The following is a 25850-nucleotide window of genomic DNA, read 5'->3' on the forward strand; positions in this document are numbered from 1 at the left end:
TCGAATACTTATATCCTCTTACCTTGGGCATATTTCGCCCCCTGCGGCAGCCTTTGCGCAGGGCCTTCATAACGATGGTTCAGACATAGGTTCGTTGACTAGGCATAGCCTCTTGCTAGGGAATTTACCAGATTAGGCTTCTAGCAGTGACCCCGTTTAACCCTGCTTTATCCTCAAGTAGTCAACTCTATAGATAAGGGTTACGCTGTTCTCTCACATCCTGAGAGAGATGGATTTAATGTTCGGTTTTCCCTACATTATATGTTCGGTACTTCCCACCCTCTTTTCTTAATATTTCGTAATACTTAGGGGTATTTCACCATCATGGAAATCAAGTTGTCATGGTATTCAACTTTTCATAGGATATAGAGTCCAAGACAAATCTTTCCCAAGCTCTAGCTTATACTCCATAGTTCCTGGGAACTACAACGATTTCACTAGAAACGAATCGCACTCAATGATTTAAAGTTAGCAAATCCCACAATGCCATGAACTGAGATTCGAGGAATGAGAAATGCGATCGTTCACGAATATTTTCAAGTTGATGTGGAACTCATCTGGGAAACGATTCAAACCGACCTACCGACATTAAAGATCGCTTTACAAAGGATTTTGATCTCCCTTGAGAGTGAACCAAGTTGATGATTAGACCTTTGGCAAGAATTTTCTCACCAAGTTGGTTTTCAATAAAGGCTTCTCTGATCATTACCACCATTCAAGCGACAGAGAGCAGAAGAAGGGATCAACTTGTAGGGAGTATTCCCTTAATGGTAAGATGCAGATTTAGCACCCAACATAAGATTAAATACTTATCAACCCTTTCGGGCTACTCAAAAGAGATTGCTAAGTTTGCTAACTTTCTCCTGTTAGGAGCAAACGATCAAAGCGTTCCCGATTTCTGAAGAGTATTGGGTTTTAAAAATTGTTTGAAGACGATAATTATAGGGAGAAATTATGAACACCGAATCTAACCGTGTTGTTTTAATTGGGGTCGCCGGTGACTCCGGTTGTGGAAAATCAACTTTTTTACGCCGCCTCAAAGACTTATTTGGGGAAAAGTTTATGACGGTGATTTGTTTAGATGACTATCATAGCCTCGATCGCAAAGGAAGAAAAGCCGCTGGTGTCACCGCCTTAAATCCCAAAGCGAACAACTTTGATTTGATGTATGAACAAGTCAAAGCACTCAAAGAAGGTCACGCGATCGATAAACCCATTTATAACCACGAAACAGGAGAACTTGATCCTCCCGAACGCATTGAACCGAACAAAGTGGTCGTCATCGAAGGATTACACCCCCTTTACGATGAACGAGTACGGGAACTGATTGATTTCAGTGTTTATCTTGATATTAGCGACGAAGTTAAAATTAACTGGAAAATTAAACGCGATATGGCGGAACGGGGTCATACTTATGAGGACGTTCTCGCTTCCATTAATTCTAGAAAACCCGACTTTACCGCTTACATTGAACCTCAAAAAGAATTTGCTGATATTGTGATTCAGGTGCTACCAACGCAACTGATTGAAGATAAAGAAAGTAAATATCTCCGCGTCCGTTTAATTCAAAAAGAAGGCGTAGAAGGATTCGATCCCGTTTACTTGTTTGATGAAGGATCAACGATCGACTGGCGACCCTGTGGTCGGAAGTTAACTTGTGCTTATCCTGGCATCAAACTCTTCTACGGTCCAGATAGCTACTATGGTCACGAAGTTTCGGTCTTAGAGGTCGATGGTTATTTCGATAACTTAGATGAAATGATTTATATTGAAAGTCATTTGAGTAAAACCGCTACTAAGTTTTACGGCGAAATGACTGAGTTACTCCTCAAACATCCAGACGCACCTGGATCAAATGATGGTACTGGTTTATTCCAAGTTTTAGTCGGTTTGAAAATGCGAGAAACCTACGAATTATTAACGAAAGAAGAAGCCAAAGCCGCCGCCAGAGTCTAATTCTCGGATGGGAAAGCAATCAATAGCGATATCGCGGGAGAATGTGATTAACACCTTCCGCGATTTTTTAGTTACGAATTATATTAAACAAAATTCGGTTTGATCAATAAAAATGATGCTGCGTTTTTGGCTAGTTTGCTTTGGAATCTTATTTGCAATGGTAGAGTTATGGGGATGGTTACAGGAGTTAACTTTATCTTTTCCCCTCTGTATTTTGGGGGGAATTGTTCTTGCGATCGTCTCTAACCTCAAATTTTCTCCACTTCCTTCTTCCGCCACCCATCTTACCCTTCCTCCTCAACGTTCAGATCAGTAATAGTAGTGTTCCCCCCAATCATCGGGGGGTTAGGGGGGGATTCCACCATACGTTGGGGGGCAAAAGAATGCCAAGTTAGGGAGTAATTCCCCCAATTTTGGGGGGTAGGGGGCGAAAATTACTGATTTGGGGTTAGAGGGCGAAAATTACTGATTTGGGGTTAGAGGGCGAAAATTACTGATTTGGGGTTATATCAAGTTCGGGTAATTGCTTATAATGTGTGTTGGGTTTCGCTTCGCTTCACTAGGGCCTACTCTTTATCATCGATCGAGCGAACCTGATATTAGAGGGCGAAAATTACTGATTAATTGCTCATTGTTATACAAAAAAGCGGTTTCTGTCTCACTCCAACGGACTAACCAACTCGGTTGTAATCCTAAAATCACAATTAAAACTGCGAGAATAATCGCTGGAATGCGATCGGACCAAGGCACGGGCGGTAAATTACTAAATGCTTGTGGTAAACGTCCGAAAAAGACGCGATTAATCATCAACAAGAAGTAAACCGCCGTTAAACCAGTTCCCACTAAGCAGAGTAAAGTAGCAATGGGAAAAACAGAGAAAGTGCCTCGAAATACTAAAAATTCCGAAATAAATCCTACCATGCCAGGAATCCCAGCGCTTGCCATTACACCCAAAATCATTAAACTGCCAATAATCGGTAAGCCGCGTTCAGGGTTTAGTAATCCTCTTAAAGTATCTACATCTCTTGTTCCTGTTTTCTTACCCACCACTCCTACTAACAGGAATAAGAGTGCCGAAATTAAACCATGACTGATCATTTGAGCCACTGCTGCTACTAAACTTAAAGGCGTTGCCGCCGCTGCAGCCAGTAAAATATAAGCCATGTGCGCGATCGAAGAATACGCCACCACTCGCTTCATATCTTTCTGGGAAATGGCAGCTAAGGCCCCAAATAAGGCACTAATCGCCGCCCAAATCGCTAAATAGGGAGCAAGCACTCCCCACGCATCAGGGAATAATCCGACACCAAAGCGTAAAAGACCATACGTTCCCAGTTTTAATAAAACCCCTGCTAAAAGCACGGAAACCGGGGTTGAGGCTTCCACGTGAGCGTCAGGAAGCCAGGTGTGGAAGGGGAAAATGGGAATTTTGATGCCAAATCCAGCTAGGAGAATGATTAAGAGAACAATTTGACTGCTTAAGGGGAGCATTTGAGAGCGCAATGGCTCATAATCGAAACTGGAAGCGCCACTTAACCAAACCAATCCGAGAAAAGAGGCTAAAACTAACGCCCCAGAGATTGCGGTGTAGAGTAAGAATTTAGTCGCTGCATAGCCTCGGTTTGTTCCTCCCCAAATGGCAATGAGGAAATATAAGGGAATCAACTCAATTTCGTAAAATAAGAAGAATAACAGCACATTTTGCGCTAAAAATGCTCCTGCTGTTCCCGCAGAAAGGAGCAACAGGAGGGCATAATAAAAGCGCGGGCGATCGAGTTTCGGATTGCTGGCATAAATGGCAACTAGGGTTAAAAAACTATTCAAAAACAGCAGAGGTAATGCTAACCCATCCACCCCAATATAGTAGTTTAAGCCGATTTGTTCTAGCCAAGAAAATGATTCTGACAGAAACAGTCCATTAACATTCGGATCAAACTCGAAACCGATGATAATGGTAATTACGAGTAGAATGCTTGCCACAATTAAGGCAAAGAGACGAGATTTTTCGGCTTGTTTTTGCGGCAAAAAACCGATGATGATTCCCCCGATGACGGGTATCCAAATTAAAGCGCTTAACATTTTTGTTATTGGTTATTGGTTATTGGTTATTGGTTATTGGTTATTGGTTATTGGTTATTGGTTATTGGTTATTGGTTGTTGGTTATTGGTTAGTGTTGGGTTTCGTAAACTTCACCCAACCTACAGGGGGTGTTGAGTTCCCCCAAACTTGGGGGTTAGGGGCTAACTTTTGTGTTGGGTTTCGTGAACTTCACCCAACCTACAGGGGGTGTTGAGTTCCCCCAAACTTGGGGGTTAGGGGGCTAACTTTTGTGTTGGGTTTCGTGAACTTCACTCAACCTACAGGGGGTGTTGAGTTCCCCCAAACTTGGGGGTTAGGGGGCTAACTTTTGTGTTGGGTTTCGTAAACTTCACCCAACCTACGGTTTGAAGACTGTTAAAAACTCCAGTTGATCAGCAACATTAAGAGTAAAGCGCCACTGATTAAAATCGTTAGTAGGTAAAATTGAGATTGACCGGAAGCACTATATTTCAAACTTTGACCACTGAACAGCGTTCCAAACCCGATTAAGTTGACAATACCGTCGATGATATATCGATCGAGCCAGGCGCTAAACTTAGAAGCAAGTTCTACGACTAAAACGACGCTCCAACGATACACCCGTTCTAAATAAAAATCGTAGGCGAGAAAATCTTGTAAAAATCGAGAACTACTGCTAACCGGTCGCATCCAGGTGCGAGGTAACGCGATCGTTCCTCCGAGGATCACTCCCACAAAACCTGATAACACTAATAACAACATCTCTGGCTGATTGATCACTTCTACTGTCGTGGCGAGAGAGCCAGTTTCTGCAAACCAGAGTTGCCATTTTTGGGGAATTAATGGCGCAAGTAAGGCAATAATAATTAAGGCGACCATGGGAAATGCCATTGGCCAACTGACTTCCGGCGCACGTCGAGTTTTTGGCTGCGTCTCTCCGAGAAAGACTAAACGGAAAACACGAGTTAAGTTAATCGCACTCAGAGCATTGATTAGCATCACGAAAGGGAGTAACCATTGAGGAAGGGTATTAAAACTTTCAATCCATTGTCCCATGACCCAGAAGTTTCCGAGAGGAAGCAACACCACTAACCCTGATGATCCGACAAGGAAAGAAAGCGCGGTCACTGGCATTTTTGACCATAATCCTCCCATTTGAGTGATATTTTGGTCGTTGGTGGTGAAAATAATTGCTCCCACGCTCATAAACATCAGGGTTTTGGCGATCGCGTGAATCAGTAATAATAACAGAGCAATATCTAAACGTCCAAAACCGACAGCAACAAACACTAAACCTAAATAGACGCTGGTGGAATGGGAAAGGGTGCGTTTAATGTCAATTTGTGCGATCGCAACGAAAGACGCTCCCACAGCAGTTACTAATCCTACCGCAATCAACACTTCTCGCACGATCGGGGACAACTCAAAAATTGGGTGTAATTTAATCAACACATACGCCCCTGATGTGACAACGATCGAGTTTCGCATTAAAGACGCTGGACTCGGTGCTTCCATTGCTTCATCTAACCACAAATTTAGGGGAAATTGAGCGCATTTTCCGATCGGACCGGCAATTAACGCTAAACCCAGTAAAGTCGCACTAAATGGGGCTAAATCGGCAGTCTGACTCCATTCTTCAATCCCAGTAAACGTCAAATCTACCCCATAACTGGAAAGCGCCACCACACCCATTAATAAAATAATATCCCCAACTCGCTTGGTTAAAAACGCATCTCGTGCCGCCGTCACCACTAAAGGTTGAGCATACCAAAATCCCACTAATAAATAGGTGGAAAGGGTCAATAATTCTAATAACCCATAAGTTAACAGTAAAGAATCACTGAGAGCAATTCCAGATAAGGCAGCGGCAAAAAAGCCCATTAAACCGTAAAATCTTCCCAGTGACCAATCTTTTTCTAGATATCCTAACCCGTAAATGAGCGTAACAACTGTAATTCCTGAAACTAACTCTAATGCACCAATACTAACGGGTGAAATTTCGATCGCCAACGTTAGGTCTAAATCCGCCACTTTTAGCCAATGCCAAACAATTTCTTGCGGTGGTTTTTCCCAAGTTAGCCACAGCACGATCGACCCATGTAAAAACGCGATCGCGCTCAACAATAAATTAACATAAGCTGCCGGTCTTGACCCAGTGCGACGAATCATCCGCATTGACCAGGGTAAAGTCAAAAGCGCACCGAATAGCCCATAAAAAGGAATTAACCATGTTCCTTGTACTAACAAATCACCCATTCTCAAATCATCCTTAATACCGTTGATTTCAGCGAAAGTCTTTATTAAAAATTCAAGCCAAACTAGGGTTTACTATTGATCTTATCTTCTCTTAAAATTTTGACCTCAATTAAAATTGAAAAACCGTTAATTTTCGAGCCTTAAAACTTGATTATTGATTAATTTTACCTTTGATCCGATCTTATTTTCCTTTTTGCTCCTTAACCTTTCCTAGTGTTTATGGTAAACATTATTCATTCTTATCTTTGCCCCCTGAGAATAATTACTCATCAAAACCCAAGATTTCAGTTTGCGCGATCGTCTCACTAGAAACAGCATTTTGTCTCTAGGGATCAAACTTGGCGAATAAATCAACCTGCATAGATCGGTTTTTTCTTGACTTAATCTTGATATTTTTTGAGCTTAACCATCAAATTGTCCCCTGTTATAGAACCTTTCCCAAACGATTATAAAACAATCCCTTGAGTCTCAATAGACAAAAGGCTGTCTCAGGGTGGGGATCATCAGCAATCAGCAATATTAAAAATTATTAAACAGAGTAATTGGAAAATATTATGATAATTTATATTGTCAAAGGCGACAATGTCATTTATGCTTTTTTATGGTAGGGAAAATGACCTACCCGTCAAAAAGTTCGATCGAAGTTTTTTCGGGAAAAAGCTCAAAAGCAGTCGGGAGACCGAAGCAAAACAGCAAAAACCCTAATAATGACGGTAATTTTGACGCTTTTCTATAAAGATAAGTTTAGTTGAATCATAGAGGAAAATTAATATGCCAATTGCGGTTGGAATGATTGAAACATTAGGCTTTCCCGCCGTCGTGGAAGCAGCAGATGCGATGGTAAAAGCCGCCCGTGTGACGTTGGTGGGTTACGAAAAAATTGGAACAGGACGAGTCACCGTGATTGTACGCGGCGACGTTTCCGAAGTTCAAGCCTCAGTTAATGCTGGTGTGGAATCAGTCAAACGAGTGAACGGCGGCGAAGTGCTATCAACGCACATTATCGCTCGTCCCCACGAAAACTTAGAATATGTGCTACCCATTCGCTACACCGAAGCAGTAGAACAATTCCGATAAAACTGAGGGGGCATACCAATGGTAAACAATAACTCAGCTGTCCAGAGGTTAACCCCTCAAAATTCGATGTGTTGTGAAGTAAAAACAGTAAAAAGGAAACTCAATAAAAATGGCAGTTGCAGTAGGAATGATTGAAACCCTAGGCTTTCCCGCCGTTGTGGAAGCAGCGGACGCAATGGTAAAAGCCGCCCGTGTGACGCTTGTCGGTTATGAAAAAATTGGAACGGGACGAGTCACCGTGATTGTGCGTGGTGACGTTTCCGAAGTCCAAGCCTCAGTCAGTGCTGGTGTCGAATCAGTGAAACGAGTCAACGGTGGACAAGTCTTATCCACTCATATCATTGCTCGTCCCCACGAAAACTTAGAATATGTGCTACCGATTCGCTACACCGAAGAAGTAGAACAATTCCGAGAAGGCGTTGGCACGCCTCGTAACATCACTCGTCAGTAATTTTAACCGTTATGCAAATGGCGAAAGTGCGCGGAACGGTGGTAGGTACGCAAAAACTCCCCAGTATGAGCGGTGTGAAATTGCTATTGTTGCAGTTGATTGATGAAAACGGCGAACTCCTCCCCAAATATGAAGTCGCAGCTGACCCCGTTGGTGCTGGCTTCGGAGAATGGGTACTGGTGAACCGAGGGAGTGCTGCGCGACAAGAAGAAAACCATCAAAACCGTCCCCTCGATGCCATGGTGGTTGCAATTATAGACACGGTGACGGTAGATAATCGCCGTCTCTACGGGAATGAGTGATGGTCATAAAAAAACAGTTTTATCGCTCTTAAGCAAAAAAATAAATGAAGCGTTTAAATTTAGGAGGAACGAAAAATGGTAGTCCGCAGTGAAGCGGCTCCGCCCACTCCTTGGTCGAAAGCTCTCGCCGAGCCGAGAATTGACGAAACCGCTTATGTTCATTCTTTCTCTAACATCATTGGTGATGTCTGGGTGGGACCCGATGTTCTCGTCGCCCCAGGAACGTCCATTCGTGCTGACGAAGGAGCGCCATTTGCCATTGGAGAAGGGACGAATATCCAAGATGGAGTCGTCATTCACGGTCTAGAAGAAGGGCGTGTGGTGGGAGAAGACCAAAAAGAGTATTCAGTGTGGATTGGTGAGGATACTTGTATTACTCACATGGCACTGATTCACGGTCCCTGTTACATCGGAAAGCATTGTTTTATTGGTTTCCGTTCTACTGTGTTTAATGCTCGGGTGGGAGATGATTGCATTGTGATGATGCACGCTCTCATCCAAGATGTGGAGATTCCCCAAGGGAAGTATATTCCATCAGGCTCAGTGATTACGAACCAACAACAAGCTGACCGCTTACCTGATGTGCAAGAGTCCGATCGAAAATTCGCTCATCATGTGGTAGAGATCAACGAAGCACTTCGCGCGGGATACAAGTGCGCGAAAGATGCCAACTGTATTACCCAAGTCAGGAAGGAAGGGAAATCGCATCAAACAACCAGTAATGGGAACGGTGCGAGAGTGCAACAGCAAACCCTCTCTAACAATGGAAAAGGTGAAAATAGGACGAATAAGGGGGGAACAATCTTGAAAACAGAAGCAATTGAACAAGTGCGTCACCTGTTACGCCAAGGCTATCAAATTGGTACAGAACACGCGGATAAACGACGGTTTAGCCGCAATTCTTGGCAAAACTGCGCTCCGATTAAAGATCAGCAGGAACGTAATGTGATCGCGGCGTTAGAAGCCTGTTTAGTGGAACACGCTGGGGAATATGTGCGCTTAATTGGCATTGATCCCAGAGCGCGGCGGAGAGTCTCGGAAATGACAATCCAAACCCCAGAGGATCAGCCCAGTCAAAGCTATAGTTCTGGTAATGGTAGCTCTTATCGACCGGCGAGTCGTCAGTCTAATCCAAGTTATGCCAGTGGTGGGGTTAGCAATGGACAACTCGATCGAAATGTGACGGAACAAGTGCGGAGTTTACTCAACCAAGGTTATCAAATTGGGGTGGAACACGCGGATAAACGTCGCTTTAGTCGTAATTCTTGGCAGAATGGCGCACCAATTCAAAGTCGCCAAGTGTCTGGGGCAGTTTCTGAGTTAGAAGCCTGTCTAGCGGAATATAGCGGCGAATATGTACGCTTAATCGGGATTGATCCGAAGGCGCGACGACGGGTTTTAGAGTTATTGATCCAAGAACCCGGACAAAATGGAACAACTCAGCCTGCTTCGGGAGGAGGTCAACGAACTTCTGGTCAATCCCATCAGCAAGGGCAGCCGCAGGCGGGTGGAGAGATTGCTGAACAAGTGCGAAGTTTGGTGAATCAAGGCTATAACATTGGTGTGGAATATGCGGATCAACGTCGTTTCCGTCGCAATTCTTGGCAAAATGCAGGACAACTGAAAGGCAATGCGAATCAGGTGCTTTCGGAGTTGAATCGTCATTTAGCAGAACATCCGAAGGATTATGTGCGCCTGGTGGGGGTTGATCCGAAGGCGAAACGCCGCGTGGTAGAAACCTTGATTCAGCAACCTGGACAAGGTAGCAACAATGGGGTTAGTGCTTCGACAGGGGCTGCTTCTGCGACAGATCAGCGATCGTCTGGTCAGCGTCAGAATGGGGCGCGATCGAACAGTAAATTAGATCAAAATACTGTGCAACAGGTGCGAAATCTCTTACAGCAAGGTTATCAAATCGGGACGGAACACGCGGATAAACGACGATTTAGCCGCAATTCTTGGCAAAGTTGTTCCCCCATTGAAAGCACCCGTGAAGGAGAAGTCTTGTCGGCGCTAGAAGGGTGTTTAGCGGATCATCAAGGGGAATATGTCCGCTTGGTGGGAATTGACCCGAAAGCGAAACGGCGGGTGCTAGAAACAACGATTCAGCAACCCGCTTAGAGTGATTCACGATCGGGAGTTGATCTTTGTTAATGAGGACTCCTGATCACTGAATTGGATTTTTTGTAAACCTTATTGGAAGCCATTTAGTGGCTAAAGCCCATGTCCGTGCTTTCCCTGCCAGCAACTGGTAACAGCAAAATTTATGTGAGTGGTGAGGTGGATATTGATGAAACCGCCACGATCGCGCCAGGGGTAATTCTCCAAGCCACCGATCAGGGACGGATCATCATTAAAGCAGGGGCTTGTCTGGGAATGGGAACGGTTTTAACTGCCAACGCAGGCTCGATCGAGATCGGGGAAGGGGCAATTTTAGGGGCTGGAGTGTTGGTTGTGGGTTATGGCAAAATTGGCGATCAGGCTTGTGTCGGTACGGCAAGCACCTTGATCCAAACCTCTGTCGCTGCCATGACAGTGATTCCGCCAGGGAGTCTTTTCGGAGACGACTCTCGTCAAGGGAATCCCTCCCCAGAAGAAACACCAGCGCCATCCCCAAATCCGACTCCTGAAAATAATGGCAATCATGCAGATGAAGTGACTTTTAACAATAACCTTGATCCGCCCTCATCATTTACGAATCCCAGTGCTGAAAACAATGGTAGTGGTTCAGATCAGGCAACTGTCAATCAAACCAGTGAGCCTCCCTCCGACGAGGAAACCTCTTCTTCTCAGAAACAGTCCCCCTCGAATACCACAATTTATGGTCAAACCCATATTGAGCGTTTAATGGTGACATTATTCCCTCATAAGGAGAACTTTAAAAAGAAGGAATAACCAGCAATTTCTAGGAAATAACTGATGATTAATTATCAGAATTTCTGATTAACTCTTTTCCTTCTCGATCGGGTTATTTTAATCAGGAATCGTAGCGGTTATAGCGCTACGCGCTAGGCAAAAGGCAAGAGGCAAAAGGCAAGAGTAAGGTATAGGTGAGTTTCAACATTTTGGAATGTCCTAACCTAATTTTGTAGCGCTATAGTTATCAGAGTAAAGAGTAAAATGTTAGAGAGCAAAGCTAGTGTCATCAGGAGTTTTGCTCACTCTTTAGTGATTTTAAAAACCGTGAAGCAAGGGAAGACAAATAAGTAAAAACTATTTGAATAAAAATGAAGATTAATATGTAAAATTGAACCAACTCGTGTTAAAGTAAAAAATCAAGTGAGGCTGGCAAATAAAATAAGCCGAAAAGGACTCACTTTTCGGTACAGCATCAAAACGGTTGATTGAGATCAAGACCTCAAAACTCAGGAGAAAGAAATGGTACAAGCACAACAAGCATCTAGCGGATTTAAGGCTGGGGTACAAGATTACGCCCTAACCTATTACACCCCCGACTACACCCCCAAAGACACCGATATTTTAGCCGCTTTCCGAGTCACTCCCCAACCCGGAGTTCCTCCTGAAGAAGCAGGGGCGGCAGTAGCCGCTGAATCCTCCACAGGAACTTGGACAACAGTTTGGACAGATAATCTGACTGACTTAGATCGATACAAAGGACGTTGCTACGACATTGAAGCGGTTCCAGGAGAAGAGAATCAATACTTCATGTTTGTGGCTTATCCCCTCGACTTGTTTGAAGAAGGATCAGTCACCAATATGCTGACTTCGATTGTTGGGAACGTTTTTGGGTTCAAAGCATTACGGGCGCTTCGTTTAGAAGATATGCGGATTCCCGTCGCTTACCTGAAAACCTTCCAGGGTCCTCCTCACGGCATCACCGTAGAACGTGACCTCCTCAATAAATATGGTCGTCCTTTACTCGGTTGCACCATTAAGCCCAAACTCGGTTTATCCGCGAAAAACTACGGTCGTGCGGTTTATGAATGTCTCCGTGGTGGTTTAGACTTCACCAAAGATGACGAAAATATTAACTCTCAGCCCTTCATGCGGTGGCGCGATCGATTCCTGTTTGTAGCCGAAGCGGTTCACAAAGCACAAGCCGAAACCAACGAAATCAAAGGACACTATCTCAACGTAACTGCTCCCACTTGTGAGCAAATGTTAGAGCGTGCTGAGTTTGTGAAAGAACTGGATATGCCCATTCTCATGCACGACTATCTCACTGGTGGCTTCACAGCTAACACCACCCTCGCCAAATGGTGTCGCGCCAACGGGGTTCTCATGCACATTCACCGTGCTATGCACGCCGTTATTGACCGTCAGAAAAATCATGGGATTCACTTCCGCGTTCTCGCGAAATGCTTACGGATGTCTGGTGGTGATCACCTCCACTCTGGAACCGTTGTCGGTAAATTAGAAGGAGAACGTGCGATCACTCTTGGTTTTGTGGATCAAATGCGTGAAGACCACGTAGAAGAAGATCGCTCTCGTGGTAACTTCTTTACCCAAGATTGGGCTTCTATGGGCGGTGTCTTCCCCGTTGCTTCTGGTGGAATTCATATCTGGCATATGCCAGCGCTCGTGGATATCTTTGGCGACGATTCCTGCTTACAATTCGGTGGTGGAACTCTTGGACACCCTTGGGGAAATGCTCCTGGTGCAACCGCCAACCGTGTCGCCCTTGAAGCCTGTGTTCAAGCACGGAACGAAGGTCGTAGCCTCGCTCGTGAAGGAAACGAAATCATTAAAGAAGCAGCTCGCTGGTCGCCAGAACTGAAAGTCGCTTCTGAACTTTGGAAAGAAATTAAGTTCGAGTACGAAGCAGTAGATACTCTCTAATTGCTACGACAACACCGCGTTATGGGTGGGGAAAGGTAAATTGTTATGAACTCAAAACGAGTGGCTCAAGAAACAGCGAAGGTACTGCAAGATTATTTAACTTATCAAGCGGTGCGAACGATTCTTGACCAACTATCAGAAACCAATCCCACCCAAGCCCTCTGGTTACGACAGTTTTCTCAACAGCATAGTTTGCAAAATAGCGAGGCTTATCTAGAAGCCCTGATGGCGGAACGGAAAGACCTTGTGATGCGAATTATGACCGTTAGAGAAGACCTTGCCGAGCGAGTGTTAGATTTTCTGCCAGAGATGGTGCGCTCAGGAATGGAGGAGTCCAACCTTTACTATCGTTGTCAGATTTTGGAACGGTTGACTCAAACCCCACCAGAAGATCAGGAAAATCAAGAGTCTGATGACTCAAACGCTACTGAATAGTCTCTTTGTAAATACTGGATTTGAAACCATGAAAACAACACCGAAACAAGCCTTTTACGAAACCCTTTCTTATTTACCTCCTCTCACTGATCAGCAAATTGCCAAGCAAATTCAGTATATGCTGGATCAAGGCTTTATCCCTGCTATTGAGTTTGAAGAGTCCCCTAAACCTCAAGATCACCACTGGACATTGTGGAAATTACCTTTATTTGATGCAAGTTCTCCTCAAGATGTCTTAAATGAGGTGCGGGAATGCCGTTCTGAGTATTCTAACTGCTACATCCGTGTTGTTGGTTTTGATAATATCCGTCAATGCCAAATGGTTAGCTTTATCGTTTACAAGCCCGACGGTATCCGTTATTAAGATCGCTTTTACCCGATCGCGGTGACTTCTGTAAATCCCCCAACTCTTGATTCGGGTTTAGGGGGATTATCATTTTAAATGAGCGTCAAAAAAGCTAAGGTGCTGGCTTTAAAATCCTACCGATGACGAGGGCTCTATCATCTGTTGCCTTGGTTTTTTGTCAAACCAACATAAGAACTTTTTCAGCAAACTCTACATTCGGCGAATTAAGCCTTCAAAAGTTCCCTGCCAACAGGCTTTCACTTTTTTTATTTTATCTTTAGGATCAAATAAACAGATCACTATAGAGGTTTTCAATAGATAACTTAATCTTCGTCTAAGAGCAGATAAGCGATACTTTCCTTGACTATAACGTAAGACCAAATAGGTATAATTCCGACAAATATAATAATGGCGAAGAGAGGAATACTGATAAATTTGTTTCTTCTTTCCCCACCATTGAATTATCACTGGATTCCCAAAACAATGAGCAAGTTTTGCTTGGGGAATAATCAAATTATGATAACCTTTGGTTTTTAAGGTCATGCCATACTCTAAATCAACACCATCAATAAAAAGAGTAGCCATCGGAGACTCGGAAAAAACACTCTGCGCTGCGGTTAAGGAAATTAGTGATCCAGAGGTAATGGGTGCGTCACATTCATAGCAATCAACATAAGAAGGAGGTTGATAGCCAAGAAATTGGTCTTGATGAAAATTAGCGGGAGTAATAACACTTTGAGTATAACGATCCCAAGCAACGGGAGCAATAATACTTAAAGGATAACTTTCACGATGGAAAGTATGATAGCTTTTCAAAAGTATTTCCAAACAGTCCTGATCTGGGACACTATCTTGATCAAACACCCAAAGGAAGTTATATTTTTGCTCAAATGCCCAAGCTAAAGCAATTCTTAAAGCACCAGCAACACCTAAATTCTCAGGAAAGGCTTTAAGCGTAACCGCAAGGTTGGTTTTTAAAGCTGACATCTTGACAGGAAATTTTGCAGAATTATCTATGATCATCACGTTGTTAATCGCCAATGATTGTTTTTCAATCCCACTTAAGCAACGTTGAACAGCTTCAATATCTTCATATGCAGTAATGTAAGCAGCCACCTGATCAGAATTCATGTTTCCTTAGTCATCTCTATTAAATTTAATCATTGATCTTAACCTACCTAGTATCAGGTAAAATAGTTAGGCTTTGTCAATACTTGGCACCTTATTTTATGAAAAGCTCTCTAGCAAATCAACAAAAACGATCACAAGTCAGACGCTACTGGGAACTTCTATCTGTTCTAGTTGAAAGAAATTTAAAGGGTCGTTATCGAGGTTCTTGGTTAGGGATTTATTGGTCTCTACTAAATCCTTTAATTATGGCAGGAATTTATACTGCTGTTCTAGGGAAAGCCTTTTCTAGTTATTATGATGATTCTATATTTAATTATATCTTAGCGGCTTTTACTGGATTGTCTGTATTTCATTTCTTTTCTGCTGCTACGAATCAAGCCTTAAGTAGTTTAGTAGCTAATGGTTCTTTAATCAATAAAATTAAATTACCTCTCAGTATTTTTCCTTCTTCTACAATTGCTGCTAATATATTTCAGTTTGCTGCCGCTAACCTTCCTCCCTTAGCCTTAATGGCGATTTTAACTTCAGGAAATTTAGTTAATGCTCTTTCTTTAATCTTTCCTTTTATTGCTCTTATTTTATTTTCCAGTGGACTGGGATATGCTTTAAGTGCATTATTCGTGTTTTTTAGAGATGTTCCCCATTTTTATAGTGTAATGATTTATGCTCTTAGAATTGCTACACCTGTTTTTTATCCAGCAGAGATTGTTCCCGAAAAAGTACGAGCCTTTCTCTTGTTAAATCCTTTATCACAAATCATTGAAAGTTTTCGTCAAATTACTTTATCAGGAGATTCTCCTGACTTAAGTTTAATTGGAATGACTTTACTGAATAGCTTAGTGGTTTGCTTTTTGGGATGGCTCTTTTTTTATCGTTATCGTAATCAATTTATTGATTTATTATAAAAATGGAAGTAATTAGTCTCAGTAATGTTTTTTTATGGAGAAGAACCCAGGAAGAATTTTCTTATGACCTTAAGACAAGTATTTTTGCTTGGTTAGAAAGAAAGCATCGTCACCCCTCAAAACGATTAATTCTTAATCAAATTAATTTAGATATTCAGCAAGGGGAAAGGGTGGGAATTATTGGCGCAAATGGTTCTGGAAAATCAACACTTCTTAAAGTGATTTCTGGAATTTTACCACCAACCAAAGGAGGCGTGAAAGTGGCGGGAAATATTGCTCCTTTGATTGAATTAGGAGCGGGATTTGATCCAGGAATGTCAGTCACTGATAACATTATTTTATATGGGGTAATGTTAGGTTTTTCTCGTCAGCAAATGTCTCAAAGAATTGAATCAATTTTAGAATTTGCTGAGTTAAAAGATTATGCTTTAGTTCCAGTTAAAGCTCTTTCTTCTGGAATGAAAGCTCGTTTAGGTTTCGCGATCGCAACCGATGTTCGTCCTGATATTTTACTTTTAGATGAGGTCTTGTCTGTGGGAGATGAACGATTTAAACAAAAGTGTCGCAAACGGATTGAAAGGTTTTGGGAGAGTAATGTTACAATCATTGTCGTTTCCCATGATCGAAAGTTTATCAGTCAGTGGTGTCAAAGAGGAGTCTGGCTAGATCAAGGACAAATTAAATTTTCTGGCGAGGTTAATGAAGCAATTAGATGCTATATGGATGCTATTAATCCTTCAAAGGGTTAATACTTTGGTTGTACTGCATAGTAATGATAAATCTGCGTAGCCAGCATTACAGCAGTGAATAAAGTCCAAAATTTCTCAGAGATGATTTTCGATTTTTTAGAAAAGAAGGGATTCGGTGGATCAATCCTCCAAATAGATTAAAATTAAGGTGTCACGATAGCAATTTGGTTTCAATTATGTTGAAAAAACTCAATCCTCAAGAAATTAAGCAACTTATCTGTAGGGAAAATTATGATTACCTAGATTTCGGTTGTAGTAATGGTGGCTCTTTGAAATTTGGCAAGTCCTATCTTGGTGGAACAAAGGGATTGGGAGTCGATATTAACCCAGACAAAGTTCGTCAAGCTTTAGAAAATGATTTGAGTGCCGTTGTTGCTGATGTCACAGAACTATCCCAACTTGATAACGTCGTACGTTTCGTGACATTATTCCACTTCCTAGAACATCTATCAGGCTTTTCAGCAGCCCGAAATTGTCTTGATGCAGCCATTACAGCCTCCTCTGACTTTGTGTTGGTACGCCAACCTTGTTTTGAAAGTGATGGATATCTATTTGAACGGGGATTAAAGTTGTATTGGTCTGATTGGACAGGACACCCTTATGCTATGACTACCTTAGACTTTTACAAAATTATTAGAGGTAATCCCAAGGTGAAAGCATGGGGTGTATATGGTCGTAAACCAATCTCCCACAGCAAAGATTTGGCAATACATCCACTAGCATCACCAAGAAACCAACACGCCTATGATCCAGCCCAGCATCCCGCCAAACCCATGCTCCCATTATCAGCTAACCTGTTTTATGAGCTAGTCGTCTTCATTCAAACAGGGAATTTTGATCTGACAACACTCAGAGGCGTTATGAACATTGATCATGTTATTTATGAAACCGAAAATCTGGCTTTCCTGAATAGACCTCTTGCAAAAGTCTTCAAAACGCCGATCGTAAAATTGATAAATACCAAGTTTGTTCAGACTATATCAAGTCTTGCTAAAGGATCGCTATTCTGATTGGTTTAACCAAGCTTTTTTAAGTAACTGTAACTCTGAAATAGTAGCTTTTCTAATTGAATATTCTGTTGCAGTGGTAATTGCCTGCTCGCAAAGTTCAGTTCGTTGTTTCGGGTTACTAATTAAATTAAATAGCTTCAGATAACAATCTTCTTCAGAATTGGTGTTAACAAGAATAGCATTTTTACCATCTACTGCATATTCACTTGTTCCCCCCTTTTCAGGCAAGATAACAGCACAGCCACAAGCCATTGCTTCTAAGCCCGTTCTTCCAAAGGCTTGGTAATCAGAAAAATCAACAAATAAATCACACTGACGAAGTAAAGTGGCGACTTGTTCTCTAGTTAATATGCCCTGGTTAGTCAACTCAAATTTAGTTTCTAAGTCATAAGCCTCTAAATCTTCATCATAACAACCAAAAATAGTAATTCTCACTTTCTCAGCAAATTCCTCTTTAATTCGCTTTAAAACGTTCATAGTTCGTTTTGCTCCTCGACGAGGGGTTGAGGGGCGAATCATTGCTGCTATATGAGTAGTTTTACAATTTTTCTCTTTACCCAAATCAGGAAAATAAACATTCTGATCTAAGCTGGGAATAACTTTTTTGACAACTCTCTTATGTTCGGTGTTAACTAAATTACATAACCATTCTGTTTTAGCAAAAAGAACTAAATTCGGAATTGTTGTATAAGACTGATAGGCGATTTCCCAATTTGGTGTTCCTTGTTCACAAAACCAAGGCTCATAATCTTGAATGTAATAAGCAGGTAATACAGAAGAATTTTTAGCTACTATTTCCTTGAGAATATTTACTGAAGTATATATAGTGGCAATAATAATTTCAAAATTGAAGCTTTCCTGAATTAGTGCTTCCTGATTTTCATAAAAATAAAATATATTTTCTTTTTTTCTATAAAAGGATAATTATCCAAATAATTGAAGCGATATTTGCTCGGTATAGCAATTCGCACTTTTATTCCTAATTTGTTCATTCCTTGCGCTTCTTGAACAACAGAATGACAGCCACCACCTCCTCCCTTAACAGGAAGCAAAAATAGGATACTAGGCTTACGATTATTAAGTTTCGAGTTGGCAACTAAATTATTAGCCAATCCTTCCTTGACTCTTGCTCTAATTTCCTTTAGAGCAGTTGTCTCTTTCATTTTTTTTAGATATTGATCAATTTTTTCTTGACCGTGTTTTTCCGCCAAGGCTTTAGACCCTGCTTTAGCCAATTTCAATCTTCTTTCGTTGCCATAACTTTTTGATTTAGCATGATAAATATAAGCATTATCTGCAATTACCAGTTCAAAACCAGCATTTAAAGCGCGTAAACAATAATCATTTTCTTCTCCATATCCTTGAGGAAATGCTTCCTCATCTAGATATCCAATTTGATCAATAACGATTCGTTTAATACAGAGACAAAACCCATTCAAAAAGGGAACTCGTGGAAATTGATATTGAGATACCAATCTTACTAACTCTGCCATGTCATCCACTGTATAACCGCTAGGTAAGTCGTTAATTGCCCAAGTATTATTTTGAGTAATTTCAGGTATAGATTGCCAACTCGCTGCATTCGATAATGGAGAGACAATGCCAATCTTAGAATCACTTTCACTACACTGAATGAGAGTTTCTAGCCATTTTTTAGGAACGATGGTGTCACTATTTAGAAGAACTACATAGTCTGAGGTAGTTTCTTTAAGAGCTTTATTTGCGGCTTTTGTATATCCTTGAGCCGTTTCATTTTCTAAGAGTTTACAATTCGGTTTATCAAGAAGCCATTTTTTTAAGTAGTCTGACGTTTCTTCTTCAGAACCATCATTGACAATGTATAAAGTGTAATTCCATTCTTGAGTCGTTTTAATAATAGATTCTAAGCAGGATTTAACTTCAAATAAAGCATTATGAACGCAGATAATAATATCTATGCTAAAAGATTCTTTATCTAAACGCAGTAGTTTATCACTAGATTTTTGCTGGTTAATTTTTAAGGGAATAGATGGCTGAAATGACCGAGAATTACTTTTTCTTTGTTGCCAACTTTCGATACTTTTCTTAATTTGGTTATGTAAGAGTTCTGGTGGAGTATCAAGCGGTTTTCTCAAAGTTCTACGATAAATTTCATATAAAAAATTACCAATTTTCCATCGATTGGAACTTAGCATTGCCTCAATTAAATCGTCTAGTTGCTCAATCCATGTGAGGAGTTTATCTATGTTACTTTGTGCTATCTTATAGCTTTGCAATAATTCTTCTTGCTCAACCTGATTAGTGACTTGTTTTTTATATTCTTGCAATTTATTTTGAGTCTCCTTTAGAGCTTTCTCTAATCTGGACTTATCTGTTTCTTTTTTTTGTTGCTCTTTTTCTAGTGATTTTTCTTTGATCTTTAATTGAATTTTGTAATTTTGTTTTTCCAATTTCAGTTTAATTCTTTCTTTCTCAATTTTTTCAATATGTTGCTGTATGATTTCTGAGTAGTTTAAACTTTCTAAAAATTTTTCTAGCGGTTCAGAGTTATTGATTATATTTTTATCAACAACAATTCCTAAGCCATGAAATCCTGTAATTTTGTAAAAGTTAAGCCTTTGTTTTGTGTCTGTTAAAAAATCTTCGATCGCGGTTAAAACTCCATTACGCAAGTTATTTTCATAAATTGAATTGTAGAGATGTTCATTAAAACCTCCATTTTCCTGTAATTCGGGAAAGTCAATGTTTATTCCTTGCTTTTTATAAGGTTGTCGATAAGCATCAGGAATATTATTGGGGTCATAATATAAATCTCTTCGTCCATAGGGCCAGCCAATATCATGTAAAATAACTGTGGGAAAAGGACGCTGTTGTTCAATCGCTCTTTTTTCAATTAAGTTGAGTTCATTATAAACTGTGTACCAATTATGATCGCCATCAATTAAAACTAATTCATATTCATTGATCAGAGGAATCATGTTCAGACTAAGACCGATATGAAATTCGATCGCATCCCCATATTTATCTTTCCAAACTTTAGGATTATACTTAGGATTAGGATCAATAATATGTAGTTGTTTGTTAAATTTTTGACAATATTCCGCTAGTTTCTGCGTTGACTTTCCTTGATCAGTTCCAATTTCAATAATTGATTGTGGTTGTAAATTTTGTAACATTGGTTCAATAATATGTTCCCAAAACAAATCCATGGTTCAATTTCTCCAATTCTATCAATTCATTTAGTAGCTTACAGATATTTATAACATACTTGAATGATAATCACAAGAATATCAGAAAAAGATTCACTAAAATCAATAAATATCCAAACCAATGATTTAGATAATGAGGTTTTGCCTAAAATATGCTTTATTTTATAATTGTTAATTACTATTCTGAGCCGTTGATTATTAAACTTTTAAAGTCGTTAATAAAAATAAAATTAATTCCTAAAGAAGTTATTATTATTGATAATTCTAATAGCGATAGCAATATAATTTTCTCTAGGTTTCTATCCTTAAAATTAAAACGCATAAAATCGGATCATAATATTGGTTTTGGTCGAGCTTGTAATTTAGGCTTAAAATATATTTACAGTCAAGATACTAAAGCCTTAGTTTGGTTGCTGAATCCTGATACCTGTTTATCTCCTTCTATCATTGATCAAGCCTCATCTTTTTTCAATCAATATCCTGAGATTTCTATTCTCGGAACGCTTATTTATTCTAAAGATCAGAAAATTTGGTTTGGAGGGGGACAATTTAATCGCAACACAGGAGCAATTTTTGCTCAAAACTTGTTTACTTTATCTTCTCCAAAACCTTATTACGTTTGTGACTGGGTGAGTGGTTGTAGCATGATTATTAATTTTAACCATTTCCAAAAATGTCCTCAATTTGATCCAAATTATTTCCTTTATTATGAAGATTTTGATTTTTGTCAACGTTACCAAAGTCAAGGTCATTTAGTTGCAGTTACCGACCACATTAGCGTGATCCATGAAGTTTCTGCGATCACTAACCGTAACCTTAGAAGCAAATTCTACCACAGTACCTATAGTTATCTCTTCACTTTGGAAAGATATACAGCTAAACCTGTGTTTTACTTGCGTTTCCTTCGCTTAATTATTTACGCTTTTATCCTTCTTCCTGTCAAACCAGCGATCGCGCTTGGTAAAATAACAGGAGCATGGCATTATATTAGGAAAAGCATTTCTGGTGTTCTCCCCTTTACTCATTAATTGTTCAGTTTTAATTTCCCATCCCACAGGAATTTCTGCTTATCTTACTAACCTCCTCCCCAGTTTTTCTCCGTTACAACCAACGCTTCTCAGTTCGCAAGAAATTAACGATTTTAATTGTTATCAAATTCCTAAAAAATTGAGTCCAGATCATGGCTCGATCGGGCATTTCCGTCGCTTAGTTTGGACACAAAAAAAACTTCCTAAAATTTACCATCAACTTAACGCTAATTTACTCTTTTCTCCGATTCCAGAAGCCCCTCTCTACTCTTCCTGTCGTTATGTGGTTACGGTTCATGATTTGATTCCTTTACGTTATCCTCAGCGTTTTTCTCCTCTCACTCCCTACTTCCGTTTCTATATTCCCCAAGTTTTAAAACAAGCCGAACATATTATTTGTAACTCCCAAGCCACTGCGGATGATATTATCAACTTTTGGCAGATTCCAGCCAGTAAAATTACACCGATTTTATTAGCGTATAATCAACAGCATTTTTTCCCTTCTCCCACGCCGCAAAAAAACAATTATTTCCTTTATTTAGGAAGACATGATCCTCATAAAAATGTCTCTAGAGTGATTAAAGCCTTTGCTAAGTTTCCTGATGTTAATTATCAGCTTTGGTTAGCTGGTTCGGTGGACAAACGTTATACCCCAAAACTACAACAATTAGTAACACAATTCGGACTGCTTGATCGAGTTCATTTTCTCAACTATCTCCCTTATTTTCAACTCCCTGATCTGATTCGTGGCGCAACAGCTTTGGTGTTTCCCAGCCTCTGGGAAGGCTTTGGTTTACCCGTTTTAGAAGCCATGGCTTGTGGTACACCCGTTATTACCTCAAATTGTTCCTCGCTTCCTGAAGTCGCAGGTGACGCGGCGATTTTAGTCGATCCCACCAATGTTGATCAAATTGCTGACAGTATGATTGCTATTGCAACCAATTCTTATTTGCGATCGAGTCTGATCGAAAAGGGATTAAACCGCGCGTCTCAATTTAGTTGGGAGAAAACTGGACAAGCGACGGTAGATGTAATTAAACAGTTTCTATAGTAATCCTAGATGAGTTACGAGAAAATTTTGCCCCCTAACCCCCAATTCTGGGGGAACTTAGTTAATCGGCTTCTCACAAATGAACCAGATTGCTATAGTAAAATATAGGTAATACCATTTTGGAGAATTGGCGCTATAGTATCGACGACTTAAGCCCCCCAAACTTGGCAGGGCTGTTTCATTATGAATGAAATCAAGGGAGGTAGGGAGTCGGGAGTCGGGAGTCGGGGGAGATGGGGGAGATTTGAGGACTCTTTTTTCTTATGAATAAGTCAAAAAGTAAGAAAAAGCGTTCGATCGAACGTACCATAGGGGGTTCAGGCGATCGCCTTCAATTTTAACCCCGAGAATGAAACAGCCCCCCAAACTTGGGGGGTTGGGGGGCTTTAAGGTAACTTGACTTTTCCAAAATGGTATAACTAATCCGTTGCTTAAAAAGCATTAGGCGAATGACTTTCAAAACGACTTATTTAGATCAAATCCTAGAAAAAAAGCGTTCCCAATTGGAACAAGAACGTCAAAGTTTACTCAAAAAAACCATTCATTGGTTAGATCAATATGGTTCAAAGTATGGGATTAAAAAAGCCTATATTTTTGGATCAATCACTCGATCGCATCGGTTTAGCGCTCGATCGGATATTGATATCGCCGTCGAGATGACGAACACAGAAGACTTTTTTTCTCTCAGTGGTTGGCTTTCTGAAGTGACGGGAAGAGAAGTTGATATTATTCCGATACAGCAGTGTCATTTTGCTAACAGAATCCGTGAGAGAGGTATCCAATGGACTCCGAAAAGTTAGTTATTTTTAAGGTTGATGTTCAAGCACAACTGAATTTAATCAAAAAAGTTGATGAACGTTTGAACGAACGATCGGCTTATTTACCCAGTGAAGATGTCATTCTCCTCGAAAGTATTGCCTATCAAATTCATAATCTTTATGGTGCGGTAGAGGATTTATTAAAGGTAATTGCAGAATATTTTGAAAATAATATCAGCAATTCTGGACAGTGGCATAGTCTATTATTACAGCATATGACCATGAATATTCCTGAAATTCGTCCCGCTGTTCTCAATTCAGAAACCTATTCATTATTAAACAGTTTACAAGGGTTTCGCCATTTTTTTCGCCATGCTTATGGGGCAAATATTGAATATGAACAACTTAAACATAATCTTGATAAAGCGTTAAAAATTGTGCCATGTCTTGAATCTGATTTAAATCGGTTTTTATCTGAATTAGAAACACCTGATGCTGATTGTTGCAACTAATTCTTATTTGCGATCGAAACTGCTAGAGAAAGCCCTACCCCCGCTTTAAAGAAGGAGATAAGGCTTTGTTTTTTGGCGTGGAAACGCGAACCTTATGCCAGTAATTTCGTCTCTGATTGTCCAGCCTGTTTCAATTGACGAGTCAGTTGGAAACTACAGAGAGTAATCACCACCCACTGGGCGAGAAGATTAAAAAACATTACAGCAGGAGTAGAAAACAGTGATTCAGCGATCGGGAAAAAGGCTAAACTAATTATCGCAGGTAGTGGCAAAATCGTATCTATCAGAGTAGGAATTAGCATCACGCTACCTACCGCAACGATGGCAAAAATTCCTCGTTTCGGTGTTTTCATTAAGAGGAAAAGTTGGGTAATGCAAGCATAGATTAAAAAGGAACTACTGGTGAGTAAAACTGTTGCGAAAACTGATAGGCGATCGTTGCCAAGGGGTAAGAAAATAATTGCTGGGGTGATGATTAAAATGTTAGAAAGTAAGTTCAAAGCAATGGCAGCCGTTGCTGGACTTTGTTCCCCGCGCATCAAATCTGTGATTAAATTCCGCGTCACTTTTTCATTCTTTTGATAGCGATATCTTGCCCAATCTTGTAGGGTTTGACGATGGGGAGATAAGGCAAAAATGAGCAGCAAAAAAGCCAGTAACTCGATCGTCAATAAAACTCGAAAATTCATTGCTAAATTCTGATCAGAAGCGACCATAAATCCGATTAAAGACACGGTGAGGCTACCCGTAAACCAATAGCTTTTTTCCTTGCTTAAAAGGCTATTTTGGGCGTTGTGAAACCGTCGCTTTAAACCTTGCCATACCCAGTAAGTCCACCAAGAATAGTTAATCACTAACAGCGCGATCGTGCCATAAGCATTATTCCAAACGGGGAAACCATACCAGGTTAAAGATTGTGCCTCTTTGAGATTAAAATAGCCAATTGTATCTAAAGAATGAGGCGTTTCTCCGATTAAATAAGGAAGAATTTTCCCAGGATAAAACAGCGTTACCCAATCCGAAGGGTTGTGATTAATCCAGAAATTATTATAACCGCCTTGACTCATTGCAAATAGGAAAAACAAAACAATTCCTGTTCCTAACCAGCTTTGAAACGTTCCTAATCCTGTTGTCACTAAACCATATAAAAGGGCGGCACTGAAGAAGAAAGCACAACTCGCCATTACTACTAAATAGAATCCCAGAATTAAACTGACTGGAATTTCTGCTTTAATTCCTGATAATAAATGAAGCGGTAATCCGAGTAAAATTACGCCATAAATAATCAGAGGTGCGCCTAATATTTTACCAATTAACAGATTACTCACCGATCGAGGACTGAGACGAACAAAACTTAATGTTCCTGTTTGTTCCTCTTTGGCGAGATCAGAGATTAAAATATAAGTGCCAGCAACTAATAAAATAATTATGCCGAAAACACTTAACCAAGTAAATAAGTCTAGCCACCATAATTGCCAATTAATGACTAAATCTTCCAAACAATAATTGTTCGGAGGATTGTACATTTGACTCACACTTAATTCCTCAGTTGGCGGATTCCCAATACAATAACGACTGGTTCTATGGTATTCATTGGGAATCTTATTTTGAAAATTTAGATAGATGAAAAATTGAGTAAAAAAAGAGGCGAGAATCGCAAGAGAAATGTTACGATTTTTCCAACGTCCTTTTAATTCCCTGACCAATTGCGGATTCCAATTACTAATGCTCGATCGCGCCGCTTGTAACATTTTAGAATAACTCCTTCTCCGTTGAAATTTCCCTAAGATTGGCTCTAGTATAGCCGATGAGGATCAAACAATCACGATATCAAAA

At 40.4% G+C, this 25850-nt stretch carries 25 protein-coding genes; 19 read left to right on the forward strand and 6 right to left on the reverse strand.

Annotated elements, in window-relative coordinates:
* The first annotated feature begins 507 nt into the window (after positions 1–507).
* The 3 genes from DACSA_RS22860 (at position 508) to DACSA_RS08805 (ending at position 2272) form a co-directional block, all read left to right on the forward strand.
* The gene (locus DACSA_RS22860) at positions 508–642 is read left to right on the forward strand and encodes a HepT-like ribonuclease domain-containing protein (RefSeq protein ID WP_083874398.1); all 135 of its coding nucleotides are present in this window, start codon (positions 508–510) and stop codon (positions 640–642) included.
* A gap of 312 nt (positions 643–954) precedes the next feature.
* Positions 955–1956: a phosphoribulokinase gene (locus DACSA_RS08800; protein ID WP_015229416.1), complete on the forward strand. Its 1002-nt coding sequence runs from the start codon at positions 955–957 to the stop codon at positions 1954–1956.
* Between the two features lie 112 nt (positions 1957–2068).
* Entirely contained in the window at positions 2069–2272 is a 204-nt protein-coding gene (locus tag DACSA_RS08805; RefSeq protein ID WP_015229417.1) for a hypothetical protein, read from the forward strand.
* A 260-nt stretch (positions 2273–2532) separates the two neighbouring features.
* Here DACSA_RS08805 and DACSA_RS08810 read toward each other — a convergent pair whose 3' ends face one another.
* Together DACSA_RS08810 and DACSA_RS08820 are read right to left on the reverse strand one after the other, a co-directional pair.
* Positions 2533–4035, reverse strand: coding sequence for an NADH-quinone oxidoreductase subunit M (locus DACSA_RS08810; RefSeq protein WP_015229418.1), 1503 nt, complete (start codon positions 4033–4035; stop codon positions 2533–2535).
* Positions 4036–4411: 376 nt separating this feature from the next.
* Positions 4412–6271 (reverse strand): NAD(P)H-quinone oxidoreductase subunit F, encoded by a 1860-nt coding sequence (locus DACSA_RS08820; RefSeq protein ID WP_015229419.1) that lies wholly within the window; start codon positions 6269–6271, stop codon positions 4412–4414.
* Between the two features lie 582 nt (positions 6272–6853).
* Between DACSA_RS08820 and DACSA_RS22515 the strand changes: the two genes are divergently transcribed.
* From DACSA_RS22515 to DACSA_RS08860, 9 genes are all read left to right on the forward strand, one after another.
* Positions 6854–6976, forward strand: coding sequence for a hypothetical protein (locus tag DACSA_RS22515; RefSeq protein ID WP_269544738.1), 123 nt, complete (start codon positions 6854–6856; stop codon positions 6974–6976).
* A 66-nt stretch (positions 6977–7042) separates the two neighbouring features.
* Positions 7043–7348 carry a carbon dioxide-concentrating mechanism protein CcmK gene (locus DACSA_RS08825; protein WP_015229420.1) on the forward strand — a complete coding sequence of 102 codons (306 nt, stop codon included), beginning with the start codon at positions 7043–7045 and terminating at the stop codon, positions 7346–7348.
* A gap of 109 nt (positions 7349–7457) precedes the next feature.
* Complete coding sequence (locus tag DACSA_RS08830) at positions 7458–7799, forward strand: carbon dioxide-concentrating mechanism protein CcmK (RefSeq protein ID WP_015229421.1); 342 nt, start codon at positions 7458–7460, stop codon at positions 7797–7799.
* An 11-nt stretch (positions 7800–7810) separates the two neighbouring features.
* Positions 7811–8101, forward strand: coding sequence for a EutN/CcmL family microcompartment protein (locus DACSA_RS08835; RefSeq protein WP_015229422.1), 291 nt, complete (start codon positions 7811–7813; stop codon positions 8099–8101).
* Between the two features lie 75 nt (positions 8102–8176).
* Positions 8177–10222 carry a ribulose bisphosphate carboxylase small subunit gene (locus DACSA_RS08840; RefSeq protein WP_015229423.1) on the forward strand — a complete coding sequence of 682 codons (2046 nt, stop codon included), beginning with the start codon at positions 8177–8179 and terminating at the stop codon, positions 10220–10222.
* Positions 10223–10324: 102 nt separating this feature from the next.
* Positions 10325–10996: an LbetaH domain-containing protein gene (locus DACSA_RS08845; RefSeq protein ID WP_015229424.1), complete on the forward strand. Its 672-nt coding sequence runs from the start codon at positions 10325–10327 to the stop codon at positions 10994–10996.
* 483 nt (positions 10997–11479) lie between these two features.
* Positions 11480–12901, forward strand: coding sequence for a form I ribulose bisphosphate carboxylase large subunit (locus DACSA_RS08850; RefSeq protein WP_015229425.1), 1422 nt, complete (start codon positions 11480–11482; stop codon positions 12899–12901).
* Between the two features lie 45 nt (positions 12902–12946).
* On the forward strand, positions 12947–13336 hold the full coding sequence (gene rcbX, locus DACSA_RS08855; RefSeq protein ID WP_015229426.1) for a RuBisCO chaperone RbcX: 390 nt from the start codon (positions 12947–12949) through the stop codon (positions 13334–13336).
* A gap of 28 nt (positions 13337–13364) precedes the next feature.
* A complete protein-coding gene (locus DACSA_RS08860; RefSeq protein WP_041235778.1) occupies positions 13365–13700 on the forward strand; it encodes a ribulose bisphosphate carboxylase small subunit in 336 nt (111 codons plus the stop codon).
* Between the two features lie 192 nt (positions 13701–13892).
* Here the strand turns inward: DACSA_RS08860 and DACSA_RS08865 are convergent, their stop codons facing one another.
* On the reverse strand, positions 13893–14813 hold the full coding sequence (locus tag DACSA_RS08865) for a glycosyltransferase (protein WP_015229428.1): 921 nt from the start codon (positions 14811–14813) through the stop codon (positions 13893–13895).
* A 98-nt stretch (positions 14814–14911) separates the two neighbouring features.
* Between DACSA_RS08865 and DACSA_RS08870 the strand changes: the two genes are divergently transcribed.
* The 3 genes from DACSA_RS08870 to DACSA_RS08880 all read left to right on the forward strand — a co-directional run bounded on the left by DACSA_RS08870 (position 14912) and on the right by DACSA_RS08880 (position 17477).
* Complete coding sequence (locus DACSA_RS08870; protein WP_015229429.1) at positions 14912–15718, forward strand: ABC transporter permease; 807 nt, start codon at positions 14912–14914, stop codon at positions 15716–15718.
* 2 nt (positions 15719–15720) lie between these two features.
* Entirely contained in the window at positions 15721–16467 is a 747-nt protein-coding gene (locus DACSA_RS08875; protein ID WP_015229430.1) for an ABC transporter ATP-binding protein, read from the forward strand.
* Positions 16468–16643: 176 nt separating this feature from the next.
* Positions 16644–17477, forward strand: a complete 834-nt coding sequence (locus tag DACSA_RS08880) for a class I SAM-dependent methyltransferase (RefSeq protein WP_015229431.1) — start codon at positions 16644–16646, stop codon at positions 17475–17477.
* Here DACSA_RS08880 and DACSA_RS08885 read toward each other — a convergent pair.
* Both DACSA_RS08885 and DACSA_RS18265 read right to left on the reverse strand, forming a co-directional pair.
* Positions 17469–18038: a glycosyltransferase family 4 protein gene (locus DACSA_RS08885; RefSeq protein ID WP_071880306.1), complete on the reverse strand. Its 570-nt coding sequence runs from the start codon at positions 18036–18038 to the stop codon at positions 17469–17471. The genes DACSA_RS08880 and DACSA_RS08885 overlap by 9 nt on opposite strands.
* A 302-nt stretch (positions 18039–18340) precedes the next feature.
* A complete protein-coding gene (locus DACSA_RS18265; RefSeq protein WP_051017296.1) occupies positions 18341–20665 on the reverse strand; it encodes a glycosyltransferase in 2325 nt (774 codons plus the stop codon).
* 152 nt (positions 20666–20817) lie between these two features.
* Here DACSA_RS18265 and DACSA_RS08900 point away from each other — a divergent pair, with 152 nt between their 5' ends.
* From DACSA_RS08900 to DACSA_RS08915, 4 genes are all read left to right on the forward strand, one after another.
* The gene (locus tag DACSA_RS08900) at positions 20818–21693 is read left to right on the forward strand and encodes a glycosyltransferase (protein ID WP_015229432.1); all 876 of its coding nucleotides are present in this window, start codon (positions 20818–20820) and stop codon (positions 21691–21693) included.
* Complete coding sequence (locus DACSA_RS08905) at positions 21671–22744, forward strand: glycosyltransferase family 4 protein (RefSeq protein ID WP_015229433.1); 1074 nt, start codon at positions 21671–21673, stop codon at positions 22742–22744. Before DACSA_RS08900 ends, DACSA_RS08905 begins: the two co-directional genes overlap by 23 nt.
* Before the next feature lie 449 nt (positions 22745–23193).
* Positions 23194–23544 (forward strand): nucleotidyltransferase family protein, encoded by a 351-nt coding sequence (locus DACSA_RS08910; RefSeq protein WP_015229434.1) that lies wholly within the window; start codon positions 23194–23196, stop codon positions 23542–23544.
* Positions 23526–24014 carry a ribonuclease toxin HepT-like protein gene (locus DACSA_RS08915; protein WP_015229435.1) on the forward strand — a complete coding sequence of 163 codons (489 nt, stop codon included), beginning with the start codon at positions 23526–23528 and terminating at the stop codon, positions 24012–24014. Before DACSA_RS08910 ends, DACSA_RS08915 begins: the two co-directional genes overlap by 19 nt.
* 92 nt (positions 24015–24106) lie before the next feature.
* On the opposite strand, the gene DACSA_RS08920 is transcribed toward DACSA_RS08915, so the two are convergent.
* A complete protein-coding gene (locus DACSA_RS08920) occupies positions 24107–25765 on the reverse strand; it encodes a hypothetical protein (protein ID WP_015229436.1) in 1659 nt (552 codons plus the stop codon).
* Positions 25766–25850 lie beyond the last annotated feature (85 nt).

The sequence above is a fragment of the Dactylococcopsis salina PCC 8305 genome (genome assembly GCF_000317615.1).
Taxonomy (GTDB): domain Bacteria; phylum Cyanobacteriota; class Cyanobacteriia; order Cyanobacteriales; family Rubidibacteraceae; genus Halothece; species Halothece salina.